At 53.3% G+C, this 18,799-nt stretch carries 16 protein-coding genes; 7 read left to right on the top strand and 9 right to left on the bottom strand.

Annotated elements, in window-relative coordinates; translation table 11 throughout:
* Window positions 1-14: 14 nt before the first annotated feature.
* Window positions 15-986: a hypothetical protein gene (locus R5L00_RS05510; protein WP_317653701.1), complete on the top strand. Its 972-nt coding sequence runs from the start codon at window positions 15-17 to the stop codon at window positions 984-986.
* 55 nt (window positions 987-1,041) lie between these two features.
* On the opposite strand, the gene R5L00_RS05505 is transcribed toward R5L00_RS05510, so the two are convergent.
* The 5 genes from R5L00_RS05505 to R5L00_RS05485 are packed head-to-tail and all read right to left on the bottom strand — an operon-like array spanning window position 1,042 to window position 5,123.
* A complete protein-coding gene (locus R5L00_RS05505) occupies window positions 1,042-1,683 on the bottom strand; it encodes an HAD family hydrolase (RefSeq protein WP_317653700.1) in 642 nt (213 codons plus the stop codon).
* Window positions 1,680-2,609: an NAD-dependent epimerase/dehydratase family protein gene (locus R5L00_RS05500; protein ID WP_107693694.1), complete on the bottom strand. Its 930-nt coding sequence runs from the start codon at window positions 2,607-2,609 to the stop codon at window positions 1,680-1,682. The genes R5L00_RS05505 and R5L00_RS05500 overlap by 4 nt, the downstream gene beginning before the upstream one ends.
* A 6-nt stretch (window positions 2,610-2,615) precedes the next feature.
* Window positions 2,616-3,554 carry a phosphoglycerate dehydrogenase gene (locus R5L00_RS05495; protein WP_317653699.1) on the bottom strand — a complete coding sequence of 313 codons (939 nt, stop codon included), beginning with the start codon at window positions 3,552-3,554 and terminating at the stop codon, window positions 2,616-2,618.
* Window positions 3,551-4,312: an HpcH/HpaI aldolase family protein gene (locus R5L00_RS05490; protein WP_107693696.1), complete on the bottom strand. Its 762-nt coding sequence runs from the start codon at window positions 4,310-4,312 to the stop codon at window positions 3,551-3,553. Before R5L00_RS05490 ends, R5L00_RS05495 begins: the two co-directional genes overlap by 4 nt.
* Window positions 4,313-4,364: 52 nt before the next feature.
* Window positions 4,365-5,123, bottom strand: a complete 759-nt coding sequence (locus R5L00_RS05485; RefSeq protein WP_107693697.1) for a 3-deoxy-manno-octulosonate cytidylyltransferase — start codon at window positions 5,121-5,123, stop codon at window positions 4,365-4,367.
* 346 nt (window positions 5,124-5,469) lie between these two features.
* Between R5L00_RS05485 and R5L00_RS05480 the strand changes: the two genes are divergently transcribed.
* Both R5L00_RS05480 and R5L00_RS05475 read left to right on the top strand, forming a co-directional pair.
* Entirely contained in the window at window positions 5,470-6,789 is a 1,320-nt protein-coding gene (locus R5L00_RS05480; protein WP_317653698.1) for a hypothetical protein, read from the top strand.
* Window positions 6,790-6,835: 46 nt separating this feature from the next.
* Window positions 6,836-7,882 (top strand): glycosyltransferase family 2 protein, encoded by a 1,047-nt coding sequence (locus R5L00_RS05475; protein WP_317653697.1) that lies wholly within the window; start codon window positions 6,836-6,838, stop codon window positions 7,880-7,882.
* A gap of 175 nt (window positions 7,883-8,057) precedes the next feature.
* Here R5L00_RS05475 and corA read toward each other — a convergent pair whose 3' ends face one another.
* The 4 genes from corA to rpiA form a co-directional block, all read right to left on the bottom strand.
* A complete protein-coding gene (corA, locus tag R5L00_RS05470; RefSeq protein ID WP_317653696.1) occupies window positions 8,058-9,128 on the bottom strand; it encodes a magnesium/cobalt transporter CorA in 1,071 nt (356 codons plus the stop codon).
* A 14-nt stretch (window positions 9,129-9,142) separates the two neighbouring features.
* Window positions 9,143-10,693: an exopolyphosphatase gene (ppx, locus tag R5L00_RS05465; RefSeq protein ID WP_317653695.1), complete on the bottom strand. Its 1,551-nt coding sequence runs from the start codon at window positions 10,691-10,693 to the stop codon at window positions 9,143-9,145.
* A 26-nt stretch (window positions 10,694-10,719) separates the two neighbouring features.
* The gene (gene phoU / locus R5L00_RS05460) at window positions 10,720-11,427 is read right to left on the bottom strand and encodes a phosphate signaling complex protein PhoU (RefSeq protein WP_107693702.1); all 708 of its coding nucleotides are present in this window, start codon (window positions 11,425-11,427) and stop codon (window positions 10,720-10,722) included.
* 82 nt (window positions 11,428-11,509) lie between these two features.
* Window positions 11,510-12,169, bottom strand: coding sequence for a ribose-5-phosphate isomerase RpiA (gene rpiA / locus R5L00_RS05455; RefSeq protein WP_317653694.1), 660 nt, complete (start codon window positions 12,167-12,169; stop codon window positions 11,510-11,512).
* Between the two features lie 139 nt (window positions 12,170-12,308).
* Between rpiA and ilvA the strand changes: the two genes are divergently transcribed.
* The 4 genes from ilvA to R5L00_RS05435 all read left to right on the top strand — a co-directional run bounded on the left by ilvA (window position 12,309) and on the right by R5L00_RS05435 (window position 18,760).
* Window positions 12,309-13,820, top strand: a complete 1,512-nt coding sequence (gene ilvA, locus R5L00_RS05450; RefSeq protein ID WP_107693704.1) for a threonine ammonia-lyase, biosynthetic — start codon at window positions 12,309-12,311, stop codon at window positions 13,818-13,820.
* A 439-nt stretch (window positions 13,821-14,259) separates the two neighbouring features.
* Window positions 14,260-15,585, top strand: a complete 1,326-nt coding sequence (locus R5L00_RS05445) for a porin (protein ID WP_317653693.1) — start codon at window positions 14,260-14,262, stop codon at window positions 15,583-15,585.
* A 778-nt stretch (window positions 15,586-16,363) separates the two neighbouring features.
* Entirely contained in the window at window positions 16,364-16,990 is a 627-nt protein-coding gene (locus tag R5L00_RS05440) for a helix-turn-helix transcriptional regulator (RefSeq protein ID WP_317653692.1), read from the top strand.
* Between the two features lie 360 nt (window positions 16,991-17,350).
* On the top strand, window positions 17,351-18,760 hold the full coding sequence (locus tag R5L00_RS05435) for a porin (protein ID WP_317653691.1): 1,410 nt from the start codon (window positions 17,351-17,353) through the stop codon (window positions 18,758-18,760).
* Window positions 18,761-18,799 lie beyond the last annotated feature (39 nt).

Here is an 18,799-nt window from a genome sequence, read left to right as displayed (position 1 = left end):
CGAGCGCAATAAAAATGGCAAAGTGCCCTCCCACAGTAGATCAGCAACTCCCGGATGAACTAGTCGCGGAGATGGCCTTGTTGAGTTCAAAGGCGGTAGCCGCCGATTTTATTGTCCTGGTTGAAGAGTTGAAGGCGCGGTTCGGCTCATCGCTCGATGCCGTACTTCTCTACGGGTCCTGCTTGCGCGCACATGAAATTGGGGAGGGCGTGGCGGATTTCTATGTGGTAGTGGACAGTTACGTTAATGCCTACCCCGAGCGCTATTTGCGCTACCTTAACGCGTGGTTGCCACCCAATGTATTTTATCTTGAGGTATCCAAGGGGGAACAGAAGTTCCGCGCCAAGTACGCGGTCGTCTCCATGGCTGACTTTGAAAGCGGAACACGGCAATGGTTTCACCCATATTTGTGGGCGCGATTCGCCCAACCTTCGCGATTGCTATACGCGCGTGATGAGGTTATACGCAGGCGTATCCACCGCGCGCTGGCTCATGCGGTCATAACATTCCTGAGATCCAGCCTTCCAACGCTGGACTCTTCCCCAGCTAATGCCGAAGCCATTTGGACCAATGGATTGAGTCAAACCTATGCGGCTGAACTGCGGCCCGAGCGCGCCGCGAGGGCGCGCCAACTTGCGCAATTCAACCTAGATGAGTTTGCCCGACTGACCGCTCATGCAACGCCTGCACTGAAGGATAGCCTGGAAGTGCTTCCGGACGGGCACTATCGATGTGTGGCTGACGCAGTTGCGCGGCAGCACTCGCTAAAGCGCTGGCGCTTGCGCCGCTGGCAGGGAAAAGTGTTGTCTGTGCTGCGGCTGTCGAAGGCAGCATTTACTTTTCAAGACAGTATCAGCTACGCCGCCTGGAAGATCGAGCGTCATACTGGCGTGCGTGTAGAGGTCACGCCGATGTTGCGGCGGCATCCCTTACTGTGGGGTTTCAAGGTTTCATGGCAATTGTTGCGGCGCGGTGTAATGCGTTGATTGTCAGCTTGCCTGCTTGAGCTGTGGCTACTCAATAATCCGGCGCTGACACTGCTCAGGTTAATAATTGACTCAGATCGGGTATGACGTCTACATGCGGGGGAAACGGGTTCTCATCGCCGGGACGCACACGCCCAAGGAATGCGATATTGTTAACGTATGCACTCTGATAATCGATCAGCGCATCACCGATCATCAATACGCGCTCGGGAAGGAGGGCGTGGGCCGACAAAATATCCGCGATCAGCTTCTGCTTTGGTGTCGGGGAACCGCGCACAGCGGTAAAATAGGATGCCAGTCCGCGGCGACTTACGATTGTATTCAGTTCGGCTTCAGGTGTCCCGGAGGCGACAAACAAAGGTATTCTCTCAGCCTCCTTACGAATCAGCTCTGCCGCTCCCGGCACGGGATCGCTGGCTATCACGGCTTCGAGCACGAGTTGGGAAAAACGCCGGTCGAGGTGTTGCTCTTCCTCTGCGGTAAGCGGGGGCTTCTCCAGAAGGGTTTCCTGGAAATAACGAAATTTCTGATAGCGCGACATGCCCCCGTGCAGAACATGATATCGCGCTACCGCGCTCATTACCGTCTCGCCATGGTCGCGATAGAGATTGGCGAAGGCTTGCGTTTTGATTTCTCCCGATTCAACCACCACGCCGTCAAAGTCGAAAATGATGGCTTGCCAGAATGCGGTCTTCATGCTCTGTTGTCCGACGCGGATGGCGTCGCCTCATCATTTTCATCTGAGTGATGCATGCTTTGGTGAATATCCTGCAAGCAATCGAGAATACCCTGGCCTAGATCGACATGCTCGTTGAGCACCAGTTTGTGGCCGATGCGGGGCTGGAAGGCATACGGTGTAACCTCGTAATGATGCCCCGCTCGGGCCTGGTCAAAATGCAGGTCAATTTTCCACGGCATGATTTCCGAGATCATCGTCATGACATCCTTAATGCGTAATCGCTCCTGTCCAGTCAGAATAAGATGGCGGTTGGCAAATTCCGGCGCCAGTACCTGCACGCTCATGCGCGCCGCGTCCTCCACGTGGATATACTCGCGGATTGCCTCGCCACTACCGTGATATGTTATCGAATGTCGTTCCAGTGCTTCGTGCAACATACGGTAGATACCGTTACGCGCGTCAGCGCGCCTGCCGTACAGCGATCCGTAGCGTAAAATACTATAGTCCAGGCCGTAGCGTTCATAGTATGTTTCGATAAAGCGCTCTGCCGCCTGCTTGCTTGCGCGGTAAAAAGAGCCCGACTCCGAATAGACATAAATGGTGCTGGCAAAGACGAATCGGCGTGCGCCCACTACGCGCGCCGCTTCCAGCGCGTGCATATTGCCCAATACGTTAATTGTAGCTGTCGCCAGTGGCTTATCGGTGGCTTCATCGATATCGGCGATGGCGGCAAAATTATAGACCACATCGGCACCTTTGGCTGCTTCCGTCACCTGGTCCAGATTCATGATATCGCCAATGATCATCTCCTGATCATGAGTCTTGTAGGGCGATTGAGCGCGGTCGAACAAACGCACCCGGTAGCCGGCAGCCGATAACGCGTCGGCGACATGGCTGCCAAGAAAACCACTGGCGCCATACACAATAGCAATTTCGTTGGACATTCCTGTTTACTCGTTCCCGATGACGCCCGCTTCCTTCAGGCCATGAAGCAGGTTGTCCGCGGCTTCGAGCTCCATGCGTTGGCGCGACTCCCTGGCAAGTGAGCCGATATGTGAGGTAAGGATCGCATTTTCGCATTTAAGCAGCGGGCCGTGGTACGGTTCCTGCTCGAAAACGTCAAGTGCAGCCGCATCCAGTTGTCCTGAAGCCAATGCTTCCGCCAGCGCTGTTTCATCAATCAGGCCCCCGCGGGCTGTATTTACGACGATGGCCCCACGTTTTACCCGCGCCAAGTTTTCCTTGTTCAGCAGATGGTGTGTATCGGCATCGTATGTGACGTGAAGGCTGATGATATCCGATTCTGCCAGCAGCTTCCCCAGGGGCACCAGTTCGACCCCCTCCGGCGACTCATGTACATATGTGTCATGCGCGACCACTGAGGCTTCGAACGCCTGGCACAAGCGAGCCACACGCCGGCCTACCCGTCCCAGGCCGATGATTCCCACCCTTTGCGCAGCCAGTAAACGTCCTTGAGCTCGTGGCCATTGGCCCATGCGAACCAGTTGGTCAGTATGGCATACCTGTCTCAGAGCGGCGAGTATCAGGGCTAAGGTGAGTTCCGCAACCGCCTGGGCCGGGGCCTCCGGCGTGTTCAGGACGGTAACGCCGTACCGTTTTGCAGCAGCGAGGTCGACACTATCCAGCCCGCTCCCACAGCGGGAAACTACTTTTAAGCTTCTCGCGGACGCAAATACGCGCTCTGTCAGGGGCTCTATCCCAGCAACCATTCCGACCGTATCGCCACCCAGCAATGCAATGACTTCGTCTTCCGTAAGTTTGCGTCCGTAACTGTTGCTGGCAATGCCCACGCCCTTTTTCATCAAATACCGAATATGGGGATTGTTATCGGTATCAAACGAAGAGGTGGAAATGACGACTTTGCTCATAGCGCTTCCCTTATTTGATGCATATGGCCCCGACAAAGTGTATCGAGGATACGAATGTCCAGCCCATAGCCAAGAAAGTTAAAGCCGGCTTTAATATTTCGCAGCAACTGGTCCGGATCGGGTTCAACTACATGAATGCCCCCAGGTTTTCCAATACGCTGCCCGGCCTCTTGTACCCGTTCTATCGCAGATTGGACCTCGGGATAATCCAGTTCCCCGGGGCGTCCCATGGAGCCGGACAGATCATAAGGTCCAATAATGTAAGCATCAATTCCCTCCACTGAAAGAATTGAGTCGATCGCGTCGACCGCATCGATATGCTCAATCATCGCTACTACTACGGCGTTATCCTCAAGCCAACGCCGGTATTGCTGAAATCGCGCCCCATAGCCTTGAGCGCGGGCCAAACCGACCCCTCGCTGGCCGCGGGGAGGATAGTATACGGCCTGAACAGCAGCCTCGGCGTCTGCTGCGGTTCTGACCATGGGGACCATTACGCCCGTTGCGCCCGCGTCCATTACACGTTTGATCTGGTCAGGATGATTCGAGGTAAGCCTTACAATGGCCGGACACCGCTGTCCATCCAGCACCTGGATCAGCCTCTGGACCTCGCTTAGTTCCAGGACGCTATGCTCGGTGTCCAGCACGAGCCAATCAAACCCTGCTGCAGCCATGATCTCGGCAATTGAGGGATGGCCCAGCGTGATCCACGAGCCAATGGTCAAAGCATTTCGTGCCAGTTTTGCTTTAAGTTGCATGAATTTTTCCTTCGAATAAACCGTTCGACTGCGCTGCTTTCACCAAGCCTACTCAATACGAGCCAACCAATGGGTCAGCCATCATCAGTATAGCCACTCGCTCCAGATCGGCTTGAGTATCGACTGCCTGTGTGTTGAACTCGGTTCTCACCATCTTTACCTGATATCCATGCTCGAGCAACCGAAGCATATCGACTGATTCCAGCTTTTCCAACGGCGTGGATGGCAATCGCGCAAAATCGAGCAACGTCTGACGCCGAAAAGGGATGACGCACACCTGTTTGAAGGCGGAAGTCTGCGAAAAATTTTCCAGAGATGAGGGCCTCATGGTCGGGATAGGTTGCCGCGACATGTATATGGCATTGCCGCGTTGATCCATGACTACCTTGATTGTGTTAAAATCAGAAAAGTCGGCCTGGTTGTCAATTGGACGCACCAGGTTCACGCAGCCGAGCTCCGGATCGTGCTGAAACGGCTCAATCGCTGAATCGATCATCTCCGGGCGCGTCATGGGTTCATCGCCTTGCACCATGACAATAAGTTCAGCGTCGGTTCCGGCTGCCGCCTCTGCAACTCGATCACTGGCCCTTTCATGGGTATCAGCCGTCATGATAACCGGCGCGCCAAAATCCTCCGCCACACGTCGAATTTCTTCATCGCAAGTGGCGATATACGTGGCGTCGAGTGATTGGCTCAGGGCTACACGCTTATAAACATGCTCCAACATGGAGCGGCCCAATAGCTTTGCAAGCGGTTTCCCAGGGAAGCGCGTTGCACCCATGCGTGCCGGTATTACAGCAATCGTTTTCATCAGTATTTGATATTTCCTTGGCGTTTTTAATTAGAGCGATGTGTTCAGTTACTGACCGCCACGTACCGGGTTTTATGCCAGTATCGCGAACCAGTGTTAGGACAACGGGAGTAGGGGGTTATGACGTGTTTTGTTTGCAACTGCCGGGATTTTTACTCTTGGTGGGCTAGACCTGCTTCGACATTTTAGCAGAACGCTGTAAAGTTTAAACCACGGCTGTGCTAGTAAACCGATATCCGCAAGTGTACAATCATAAAATTTTTCGCACAAAACCGATCTGAATGTGCTGTAAAACAATGAAAAATCTACTGCCTGTTGTTCACGTGCAAGGGATGAATATTGCGGTATGAAGGCCCTTTTTTTCCTCCGCCATTATAACGACATCGATCATATTACGCCGGTCATTTCGAAGTGGATCGATTCCGGTCATACATGTGACATCGTTCTGATAGGCAACTCCCGATTCAAGAACGATTATCGCATCAACTTCCTGAAGGGACTCAAAGGCGCACGCATGGCCTACATTGCCGATGTGTTGCCGCCGCTCGAGTTTTTCATGTGGTTTTTTCAAACGCTGATATTGATCCGCAGTTTGCGGCGGCCTTTTATCGGCCCGATCATGAAGGCGCTAGAAGACGTTTATGATGCGAAGCGGCGTCAGCCGGTTTGGCAGAGCACTGCCAAACGCTTGCTGTCCAGAAGCTTCAACGAAAATGATGAGGGCGTGGTTGTATTTGACTGGATTGAGAGAAATTCATCTATTTGCGTGGAATGGGTTAAGGTTGTGCTATCCACGGCGCGTTCAATGGGCCTCGGCACGGTATCGCTCCCGCATGGGGATAGTCCTCATGCCAGCCAGCTGATTCGGCGCCGTGAGCTGCGCCTCGAGCCCGACACTACATTTGCAAATGCAGGCATTTTTGATAAGGTTGTGGTACCAAACGAGTTATGCTCCGTGCGCTTTCGTCCGTTTATGGACAATCAGAAGCTTGCTGTACTGGGCTCGCCCCGTTACTGCGATGAGTGGCTGGCGAAATTAGCGACCCTGATGCCGCCCTCGCCGCTTACCCGCTCGGACAGCCGGTTAAAAGTCGTGATGTTTCTGAGGAAGAGCAACTTCTCGACCTTTTGGGAAGAAGTGGGTGAAGTGGTTCGTGTCGTGGCAAGTTTTCCTGGAGTGGAGTTGGTCATCAAGCCACACACCCGGGGGGGGTGGCAGCAATCCCTGACGAAGGACATTTCCCTTCGACGACTGTCGAATGTGAGTGTCGCAGGCGATATTCATTCCATTTATCTCATGAATTGGGCCGATGTCATCATTGATCTGGCTACTTCAGTCGTATTTGAAGCGGTGAAGGCCAACAAGCCGGTGTTGGCTGCCGATTACCTGCATGCGGGCCGTTCAGCATTAGCTGAGTACATGCCCGAGGCAGAACTGCGCTGCCGGGACGACGTATATAAGCACATGGAAAAATTTATCTCACACGGATGTGATGCGTTTTATATAGAAGAACATCGTCAACGCTTCTTGAACGAAATGATTAATGTGGGCGACCCCGACGTATTATCCCGATACGTGGCGCTGCTCGAGGGGGAGGCGCGGGCGAAATCCCGCCAGAATCAGACCCATCCACACGAAAGTCACGCAGATCTTGCGGTCGCGTGAGTGGCCAGCTGCCTGGACAGATATTTCAGGGAGAACACTGAGCCGAATGCCGGGCTTGCCGTCAATAGATGTGGTCATTCCCGTCTACAATGCGCCAGAGCTGACTCGGCGCTGCATTTATTCCGTCGTTACCTGCCTCGGCAGTTCCGTAAGGCATATCTACATCCAGGATGACGCCTCGGGTGATGAGACGCGCCAGATGCTGGATCAACTGCCGTATCCGGACATACATGTTTATCATGCTGAGGAAAATCAGGGCTTCGGGGCTTCAGTAAATGAGGCGGTCCGTCGCTCTGACGCATCCTATGTGCTGGTACTCAATTCAGATACGGAGGTAAGCGAAAACTTCCTACCGACGTTGAATGCGGCTTTGGCGGCTGACCCGCAGCTAGCGGTCATCATTCCCGGCGGAAACGACTATGCCAGGCACGATCTGGATCAATATTTGCGTCGTCCGGGCGGGTACATCGAAACCTACCGTCTGCAAGGCCATGCTTTCCTCATCCTGCGCAGTGTTTTCGAGGAAGTTGGCGGGTTTGACCCCGCGTTTGGGCGCGGCTATTATGAGGATGTGGATCTTGGTCGCCGACTGAATCAGCGCGGCTGGCGGATTGGTGTTCATCCCGATGCAAGCATTCAACACAAGGGGGGCGGCTCCTTCGGCCGCGGACGCTCCTTTAGAGAACTAGTGCGGCGCAACCGCAGTCTTTATTTTTCGCGCTACCCCAACGCATGCCGTAACGTATTGCTTCTTTCTGGCAACTTGACCTTGGCGCAGTTTCCCTCAAGTCTCCTCGATACACTTGGGAACGTGCTTAAAGAAGGTGGGTACGTACACTGGCTGACGCCTGACCCCTCGCAACCGCTTCTCTGCCTGCAGATGCGCAGTAATTCCGCGGGTTTTGGCGCCGCGGTAAGCCTCCTGATGCGCAGTTGGCGGGCGGACAAGCGTATCTCTGAAGTGTGGATACTGCCACGTGTTTCACGGCTGCTCCGTGCGTCGCTTATTTTTTGCGCGCGTATCCGGGGGCTAAAGGTGCTTTCCTGGGAAAGGGCCGAGACAACGCGCGACTGTACTCCAAAACTGCTCTGAGTTTGAATACGCTTCTGGCTTAAGAGGGGTGGACCTTGACATGTCACGGCGGGAGGTTCAAGTCACCAATCGACTCATGCCGCAGCGAAGCGCGCGGCAACTATTAGGCCGATTGGAAAAGCGCGTCCAAAGACCCCCGTTTTTACCGAATTTTTACTACCACCAGGTTTTTTTGCTACAACCACTTTTTCCAGCGGAATAAAAGGAGCATGACTCCGGAGGTTGCCGCCATCGTGCCGAGAACCCCGAAGAATCCCCAGTGCCAGTCTAGGCCAGGGAGGTACTCGAAGTTCATGCCATAGATTCCGGTAATCAAGGTTAGCGGCATGAATATGGTCGTGATGACAGTGAGCACTTTCATTATTATACCGAGGCGATAGCTCACGCTGGACACATAGATATCCAGCATGCTAGCGGTCAGGTCGCGCAGGGAGTCAACCGACTCGATGATATGAATGGTGTGATCGTATACGTCCCGCAAATAAAGCAGCGTATTGCGGGTGAAGAGCGGGGAGTCTCCCCTTTGCAATGAAGTGATCACCTCGCGCAGGGGCCACAACGATCTGCGCAGGAAAACATTCTCGCGCTTTAGAGAGTAAATTGAATGCAGCGTGCCAGGTTGAGGGCGGGAGACCAGTTCGGCTTCCAGTGCTTCGGTTTTTTCGTCAAATGTTTCGAGAAACAGGAAGTAGCTGTCTACGATAGCGTCGATCAAGCTATACATCAAAAAATCTGCGCCCAATTTTCTTATTTGGCCTTTTCCCGAATGTAAGCGTTCGCGTACCACTGCGAACGGATCCCCATCCCCTTCCAGGAAGGACAGCACGAAATTTTTTCCCAGCACCAGACTGACTTGGTTGGAGCTTATTCTCTCTCCCTGGGCTTTCTGTTCGTAGTCGAAGGTTTTCAGTACCACATAGAGATAGTCCCCGTAATCCTCCAGCTTGGCGCGTTGGTCGGTATTGACGATATCCTCCAGCACCAGCGGATGAAGGTTAAAACAGACGCCGATTTGCTTTATGGTACCGATGTCGCCTAAGCCGCGAAGGTTGACCCATTTAATCCCATGCGCGTGCTTGAGTTTATCGCTCAGTTCGGCAGCGGTTACATGGGATTCGCGTACGCCATTCGCGTCGTAATCCACCAGGGTCATGTGAGCAGCCGCGCTTTTCTGGGTACCGATGTGCACCAGGGTGCCCGGCGGCAGCCCCGCTTTTGTAGATCGTTTTTTAGCGGGTGATGACATTCGATGGGGTCCGGTTATGCACCGGATGAGTTTTTGCTTGCTTTGTCTGCCTCACGGTCGGCGTTTTCCCACCGTGTATCGATTTTAAAATTGAACCCGAGGGGGGTCCATTGTTCAACTTCGGCGGAGAGGGCCGTATCGGTCAACGGATTGCGATCCAACCATGCCAGTTCGATCCGCAACTCGAATGCTTTATCGCCCAGGCTCACTTCCAGCCGGGCTAATTTGATGTCACCGCGGCTGCGATGGAAAATCACTGCTAGGCGAAGCGAAAAAATCAGGGCGAAGTCCAACCGTTCGGTAACGGAATCCCGCACTTTTACAGCCGCACCCCGATGAGCGAGAGCAAGCACGCTCAGTCGATCTTGCTCTCTCCTTGAAAAACCCGGCATATCGGCGTTGCCGAGAATATATGCAGAGTGCTTGTGGTAGCCGGAATGCGCTACTGAAATGCCGACTTCGTGCAGTCTGGCCGCCCACGAAAGGACCTGAAGCGACTCTTCCAAATCGTCTGGAAAATCCCTCAACAATTGCTTCCCCAGCAATAGCGCCAGCGATTCAACCCGTGCCGCCTGGGCGGCATCCACACGGTAGCGTTGCATAAACTGCTTTACCGTCGTTTCTCGCATGTCCTGGTTATGAAAGCGTCCCAGCAGATCGTAGAGCACGCCTTGCCGTAACGCGCCCATGGCCTGAGACATGCGGCGGATCCCCAGCTCGGAGAATGCAGCGGACATGATTGCGAAGCCCCCGGGAATAACGGGCGCGCGGTCGGGACGTAGTCCGGCTAATTCCAGTTTCTTTACGTCTCCAACCTTAAGCAAGTACTCGCGAAAATTTTCCAGCCCCTCGAATGTGATGTCCCCCTCGCGGCCGGCGCTATCGAAGCTGTTCAAATGAATGATGTCTCCGAGTGCCCGCGCAGTTCCGGATGAGCCAAATGCCTCCTCCCAGTGAGAACTTGTAAACCCCGCAGCGATCTCCTGGATTTCGCTACGCGCCAACAGGTCGGCGCGTTTCATGGCGCTCTTTGTGATCTTCCCGTCGGGAAAGCAGCGCAGACTATAGCTGACGCAACCCATGTACAGGCTTTCCATCCTGACGGGTTTTAGACGCCTCCCAATAATAAATTCCGTAGAGCCGCCGCCAATATCCATGACCAGACGGGGGTCGGCTGAGATGGGCAGGCTGTGAGCCACTCCCAAATAGATAAGCCGCGCTTCCTCATGCCCGGAGATTACCTCGATCGGAAAACCAACAGCGGCCTCAGCTTTTCTAAGGAACGCGGATGCGTTTTTCGCTACTCTCAGTGTGTTCGTAGCCACTGCACGGACCGAATGCGAAGGGAAACCGCGCAGCCTCTCCCCAAAACGTTTGAGACAATCGAGGGCGCGTGCCTGAGCATCCTCATCCAGGCGTTTATCGGCAGTAAGCCCGGCGGCAAGCCGAACCATTTCACCCAAACTGTCGAGCGGATAAAGCTGTTTTCCGACGACTCGCGCGACTTGCAAGCGGAAGCTGTTAGAGCCGAGGTCGACCGCCGCGAGCGTGGAATATTCGCGCATATTTCGCCCCGACGTTGCCAAGGGGCCTATTCGCTTACTTCGCGTTCGATTTCTTCAACAGTAACATGGCGCACATCTCTCCCCTTGACCATGTATATAACATACTCCGCCATGTTCTTGGCGTGGTCGCCAATGCGCTCGATCGCTTTCGCGATAAACAGAATCTCAAGCGCAGTAGAAATTTTTCGCGGGTCTTCCATCATAAAAGTGATGAGCTGCCGCATGATGGAACGAAATTCTTCGTCAACCAGTTCATCCTGCCGGACCACTTGAGCTGCCGCTGCCAAATCCAAACGTGCAAATGCATCCAGCGATTTGCGCAACATTTCCATCGCAATGTGAGCGACATGCCTGATCTCCACGAAGCGGGGCATATGCATACGGTCGTTCTCATAGATGAGTTTGGCCATGCGCGCAATTTTTTCGGCTTCGTCGCCAATACGCTCCAGATCGGTTATGGTTTTTATGACCGTCATGATCATGCGTAAATCGCCAGCAGCCGGCTGTCGACGAGCAATGATCTGGCTGCAGATTTCGTCTATCGACACTTCCATTGCATTAACTCGGTGATCATCTGCGATGATGTTTTCGATCAAGGATTCATTTCCGCTGGTAAGGGCGTCAATGGCTTTCTCGATCTGTTCTTCCACAAATCCGCCCATATGTAACACGCGGGTACGTACCGCCTCAAGATCGGCGTCGAATTGCTTGGAGATATGTTCGCTGCTCGCCATCGCTTACCTCGTAGATCAGCAAAGAATTAAAAAAATGAAAATGATACTGCTCGGTTATGACTACTTTGTTGCGGCCCGCCAATCAGATACTAATTGTTCGTACACCCGCGGCGCTGCTCAGCAGCAATACATCGGCCCCACGCCGAGCGAATAGGCCGTTCGTCACCACGCCTGTAATCTGATTAAGGGTCGTCTCAAATTCGACCGGGTCCAGAATTTGCAGGCCGTGTATGTCGAGAATCACATTGCCATTATCGGTGGTGAATCCCTGCCGAAGCATAGGCTGTCCGCCGAGTCGCGTTATTTCCCGCGCGACATACCCACGCGCCATTGGAATCACTTCGATCGGCAACGGGAACTTGCCCAGTATCGGCACGAGCTTGCTTTCGTCGGCGATGCACACGAATTTTTTGGCCACCGCGGCCACAATTTTTTCGCGCGTCAAAGCCCCGCCCCCGCCTTTTATCATGTGCAGGTGCTCGGTGATTTCGTCGGCACCATCCACGTACACCGGAAGTTCATCAACGCTGTTCAAATCAAGGACTTCGATACCGCGGTCTCTCAGCCTGCGTGCGGTCGCTTCTGAGCTTGCGACTGCGCCGTCAAGGTTTCGCTTGATGCTCGCCAGCTCGTCTATGAAGTAGTTTGCAGTGGAGCCGGTGCCCACGCCAATTATGCAGCCGGCCGGAACATACTGAATGGCGGCTTTGGCAGCCGCACGTTTTTGTTCATCTTGCGTCATGTCTGTTGTAGGAAGAAAAAAATTAAAAATTAATTAGCAGGATAATCCTATCCGTCAATTTTAACAATTAAGCTGGGCGTTCGGACCTTTCCGTCATGTTAAAATTCCTGTCTCCACACACCGCAGAAAAGCCAATTCCATGCAAAATAATTATCTCGAAAGAATCCTCACCGCCCGCGTTTACGATGTGGCCCTGGAGACTCCCCTGGAGCTTGCGCCCAATTTATCCGCCCGAATCAACAATCAATTGTTCCTGAAGCGCGAGGATATGCAGGAGGTATTTTCCTTCAAGGTGCGAGGGGCCTACAATAAAATGGTCAAGCTTTCTCCAGCGGCGTTGAAGCGTGGCGTAGTCGCCGCTTCAGCTGGCAATCACGGGCAAGGTGTCGCGCTAGCGGCGCAGCGCTTGAATTGCCGCGCAACGATTGTGATGCCCTTCACTACACCTCAGATAAAAATGCAGGCGGTTGAGGCGCGTGGCGCGACTGTAGTGACGCATGGCGATTCCTATGATGAGGCTTATGCGTACGCGGTGAAATTGGGCAAGCGTGAGCGAATGACCTTCGTGCACCCGTACGATGATCCTGATGTCATTGCCGGCCAGGGCACCATCGGGATGGAAATCCTACGTCAGCACACTGGCCCTATCCACGCTATTTTCGTGCCCATAGGGGGCGGCGGGCTTATTTCCGGCATTGCCTCATACGTGAAACGGCTGTATCCGGAAATCAAGATGATCGGAGTTGAGCCCCTCGATGCCGACTCCATGTATCAATCCCTGAAGCAGCAGCGTGTGGTTAGACTTCCTCAAGTAGGCTTATTCGCGGATGGAGTCGCAGTAAAGCAGGTGGGGGCTGAAACCCTGCGCTTGTGCCAGGAACTGGTCGACGAGATCGTTCTGGTGGACACCGACTCTATCTGTGCTGCCATCAAGGATGTATTTGAGGATACCCGAGCCATCCTGGAGCCATCCGGGGCACTCTCCATCGCCGGGGCAAAAGCTTATATCAAGCGTGAAGGACTGCGGAATAAACACCTTGTTGCCATCTGCTCCGGCGCCAACATGAATTTCGATCGACTGCGTCACGTCTCCGAGCGGGCAGAGCTGGGAGAGCAGCGCGAGGCAGTCATGGCTGTGACCATTCCAGAGGAACCCGGGAGTTTCAAAAAGTTTTGCGCCCTGCTGGGAACGAAAAGCATTACTGAATTCAACTATCGTTATGCCGATCCAAAAGAAGCACATGTGTTTGTAGCCGTATCTGTGCGCGACCGTGCGGAAGCGGCCAAACTAATCGAAAGCCTTGAGAAAAGCGGTTTGCATACCGTGGATCTCACCGATAACGAAATGGCAAAACTGCATGTGCGTCACCTGGTTGGCGGACGGGCCCGTGAAATAAAAAATGAGCTGATATATCGGTTTGAATTTCCAGATCGCCCTGGTGCGCTGATGAAGTTCCTTAACAGCATGAGCCATCATTGGAATATCAGCTTATTCCACTATCGTAACCACGGTGCGGACTATGGACGCGTGCTGGTAGGAATACAAGTTCCGCCCGAAGAGAAAGCCGAGTTCAAAATGTTTCTCAACCAACTCGACAACCACTACTGGGATGAAAGCCAGAACCCGGCTTATAAGTTGTTCCTGGGTTAAATCATTCGGGCGCGCTGAGGAGATCGCGAACAAGCGAGCACGAGTAGAAAGGCGGACGTTCCCTACCTCTACGGTTTTTGGTTAGATGGCACACAGGGGCTGCTGCCGGTGCAGCCCCCGGGAAATCTGTTACCGTCAACGCCAATTTGCCAGTCATCGGGACCCGCAGCGCTATCTGCGGCTACGATGGGTGCTTTGACCTATGCCTGATACCGAAGGATGCGGTTTATTCACTCGAATGTGCCACTTTCCTCACCAGATTCGCTATCTGAAAAACCGGCCCCGCTCAGGTTGCGGTAAAATCCCCAAGCCGCGCATGGTGCTGAAATTTTAGCGGTACGTTGCCACCGGGTTTCTCTTGTCGGCTCTAAGAGGTTCATTTTTCCGTTCGAAGGCAACGCATACAAGGCTCGTTCAGAGGATTGAGGGAAATGCAGAAATGAATTGCCTGCCTAAGTGCAAGGGTCGATTTTTATTAGGCATCATAGGCGGATTATTATCCCTCGTCATAAATCCCGGCAGCGTTCATGCAAGCAACCTGGGTAATCTGTTCAAGGACACCGGCATCAAGATTGGTGGTTGGGTCAATGGCGGGGCGACATATAACCCCAATTACCCGGAGAATGGATACAACGGCTCCGTGACCTTTGCAGACCGGGCCAACCGGTTCCAGTTGAACCAGTTCAATGTGTTTTTGCAACGAACAGTGGTTACCGAAGGCAATGCGTTCGACATTGGCGGCCGCGTTGATTTCATGTTTGGAACCGACGCGATTTACACCCAGGCTTTTGGCATACCCCCTTTTGATGTAAATTCCGGCCAGCCCCTGGATCGAGGAAATTGGGATCTCAACTTGTGCTGTTCCTCTACCCGTACTTACGGCATTGCGCTCCCTCAGGCATATGTGGAAGCTTACCTGCCTGTCGGCAACGGGCTAAACATCAAGGTGGGCCGGTTTTATTCACCGACCGGGTACGAAACGGTTCCCGCGCCGGACAATTTTTTCTATACCCATGCGTACACTTTTACGAACGGTGAGCCGTTTACGCATACTGGGCTGGTGGGTAACTACTCACTGAATTCAAACTGGTCGGTTATGGGCGGCGCCACAACAGGCAGCGCGACAGGCGGGTGGGATGGCACAATTGATAAACAGCTTGGGAACTGGGGCGGGCTGAGCGGAATTACTTGGACCAGCGACGATATGCGGACCTCGGCGAACATTACGGGTACGTATAGTGAGACATCAACGCGCAGCAATAAGCCTTGGGGCATGTACAGCATCGTGTTGCAGCATCGAATTACCCCTAAAACCCATATGGTGCTTCATCACGCTCATGGTTACGCGGGCGGAGTTTTGCTGAACGGCGAATCCAAAAATGCCGAGTGGTATGGCATTAATACGCATTTGTATTATGACCTGCTGAATGATTTGACCATTGGCATTCGCGGCGAATGGTTCCGGGACAGGGACGGTTTTCGGGTTTTTGCGCCGTTCCGCGTAATGGCGGCGACCGATAACACCGGATTCAGCTTCGCGGGCAGTTCTTTTACCAGCGCACCCACTGATTATTATGCGGTCACGTTGGGTATGAACTGGAAGCCCGCAAAACGACTGAGGATGGAATCGAAGCTGGTGCAAAAACTCAATATTCGGCCCAATATCCGGTATGACAGGGCGGATGGTATCGATCAAGCGTACAGGCCCTTCGATAACAGAAAAGATCAGTTCCTGTTTTCTCTCGACGCAACGATCCCCTTCTGATTTCACCTGTGCATCAGTTCCCACCGGGAGTCATACGCAGCTAGGCGTTTTTCAGACATCGCACACCGGCGACGATGTATCCAATCTCCTCGCGCAAACCCTTCCTGCGAGGCGGTTCCATATTCAAGGTACTCCTATATTAAACATTTCTCGAATGCTTCAATTGCGTTTACGCTCGGTATCCTGCCCCCTCTGGAACCAAGGATTCGTTCGTCACGCGCAATGTCACTTGTTTTGCCGGGCATTTTCCAACGTCAACCCGCGGTGGCGGCAGCCTTTCTTAGTTTTTTGCCGCGGCTGCATAGCATCTGCGCACGGGGCCGCGGGATGAGAGTTCAATGGCGAGCTTGTCTACCATAGAGACTGCTTTTTCCCTCCCAATGCTCCAGTAGCCTCTGCTCCTCAGCCTTGGTCCGCATTTCTCCGGCCGAATTCGTATAGGATCTTGTCAAGGCATCTTGATAACAAGATGCTGTGCAGCTTTGCGAATCGCTGTGCACAGTTTCCCAATTTATTGGAGCGCATAATGCCAATGGGATAAGAGATTTAGCGCAACAAACATTATCTTTTTCATCAGGACAGCTTCTATGAAAAGGCCAAAAAAGTAGCCTACCCGGAGGCGAGCGAAGCTTAGCCTAATATAATTCTCAAAAAACTTTACAGGTTTATTGGGTTAGCAGTGCTTTAATTTCCTACTCTCTTGTTATTTATGTCGTAATCGTGTATTAATGAGTGATAATAAATTGGACTTTAGGGCCCGGATGGCCCAGATGCATATATGGGTGAGCGGCAGAAACAATTGCTCAAACTGCTGCGCGGGAGTAAGCCTGGCCTAAGCGTGGATGAGCTTTCCAAAGGGCTTGCGATTACCCGCAATGCGGTGCGACAGCATCTCGCAACTCTCGAGGTGGCGGGGTTGGTGGGGACTGGTGCGTCACGCCCCTCTGGGGGAGGCCGCCCGCAGCAACTTTATGTCCTCACCGAGCTTGGCAAGGAAATGGCTCCCCGCCAATATTCCTGGCTTGCGCAACTGGTCCTGGCCTCCGTTCGGCGCGAGGCAGGGATCGATATGGGCAAGCGCATGACCGAAATCGGCGCGAATGTTGCGCATCAGATACGCAGCCAATACCCCGGTCTCAGCACCCATAAGGAGAAAGTCGAGAAGCTTGCTGAAGTGATGGATCAGCTAGGTTACAGCGCAAGAAATGCAACCGTGTCCGGCGGTGAGTCGATCATTGAGGCCGACAACTGCGTCTTTCATTCTATGGCGAAAAAGGATCTTGCAATCTGTCATTTGGATAGGGGATTGATGGGAACCTTTACCGACAGCGATGTTGAGCATCATGAATGCATGGCACAAGGGGGAAACGTCTGCCGCTTCAAGCTCAAATCGAAAGAAGAATAGATGTATCGGATCAGCTTCTTGTCGATTCCAAAGGCTGAGAACGCCCATATCGATTCCCGCGTGGTGAAGTAACCGCGTACGAGCATCACAGCGAACGTCACGCTTCCTATTCTCCCGCAAAAACTGTAACTACACCCCTCGAATTAGCAACGCCCGCAGACAGGTTCAATCGCTGGCGCGGTTCCTGCATCCTAATACAACGGTTTGATCCTTTGAGGCAATGCCTCATGTTGATCCAGAATCATAACAGTGAACATCACAAAATCTTCACATATCCATCACAAATAGTTTACATATATCATGTTACTTTCGGGTGAAAATAACAACTTTATCAATAGTGTTTTGGGGGGGAACCAAGATATGTCGCGCATACCAAGAATAAGAAGCCGAATCATATTCGCCTCCGCAGTTGGCATGTTGGCCACCGTGGTTAATGCGACCAATGCCAATGCTGAAACCTATGCCAATGCAAATGCCAACAATATAAATGGCGATAAGCGCGGCACCGTAGCTGGCGTCCGAGACACTGCACTGGACTGGTTCAAGGAGAGCGGTATCAAAGTCGGGGGCTGGGTCAACGGTGGTGCGACTTTCAACCCGAGTCAGCTGACTGGGTTTAACGGCCCGGTCACCTTTACCGACCGCTCGAATCGAGCGCAACTGAATCAATTTTACGTTTACGTACAGCGTGCGGTCGTGGCAGAAGGTAGCAGCTGGGATTTCGGGTTTCGCGCCGACTTCATGTTCGGCTCCGACGCCATTTTTACCCAGGCTTATGGCGTTCCATCATTTGATGTAAATACGGGTCAACCCCTGTCCAGAAGCAATTGGGATCTCGACTTATGCTGCGCTTCAACCCGCTACTACGGTATCGCCTTTCCCCAAGCTTTTGCAGAGGTGTATGTGCCGGTCGGCAACGGGCTTAACGTGAAGGTCGGTCATTTTTATACACCCATTGGTTATGAATCCGTGCCTGCGCCGGACAACTTCTTTTATTCGCATGCGTACACCATGCAATATGGGGAGCCTTTCACGCATACCGGTGCGCTGGGGAATTACAAACTACACAAGAACTGGATGTTTATGGGCGGCGTCACGACCGGCAGCGCTACTGGCGGCTGGGACGGCGGTTTCGATAAACAGCTGGGCAACTGGGGCGGTTTAGCCGGCATCACGTGGACCAGCGATGATATGGGAAGTTCTGCCAACCTCAGCGGTTCCTATAGCGAGACATCCACGCGCAGCACCGAACCGTGGATGCTATACAGCTTGGTATTGAAGCATAAATTTACTCCCAAGACCCATTTTGTCTTTCAACACGACCATGGATTCGCGGGTGGAGTTTTATTGAACGGCGTGACGCAGGATGCGGAGTGGTACGGCATCAACACGCACTTTTATTACGACCTGATGCCCGAACTATCGGTGGGCGTGCGGGCGGAATGGTTCCGGGATCGAGATGGGTTTCGTGTCTTTTCCCCTGGCCGTGTGGCTGCGGCGACGAACAACCGGGGATTAAGCTACGCTCTCGGCCGCAACCAGTTTGGCAATAGCACCGCGAGTCCAGCCGATTATTATGCTGTCACCGTAGGTATGAACTGGAAAGCGGCAAAGACGCTGAAGCTTGACTGGAAGGCGATGCAGCAGTTCAACGTGCGACCGAACGTCCGCTACGATGCGGCGGACGGATTGCATGGCGTGGACTACCGCCCTTTTGGCGGACATAAAGACCAGGTCGTGATGTCCCTCGACTTCATGGTGCCGTTCTGAGGTGATTCGAGCTTAGCCAGACAGGGAGCAAAACAGGGG

It is taken from the genome of Nitrosospira sp. Is2, from assembly GCF_033095785.1.
Classification (GTDB): Bacteria; Pseudomonadota; Gammaproteobacteria; order Burkholderiales; family Nitrosomonadaceae; genus Nitrosospira.
This window is presented reverse-complemented; position numbering and strand designations above follow the sequence as displayed.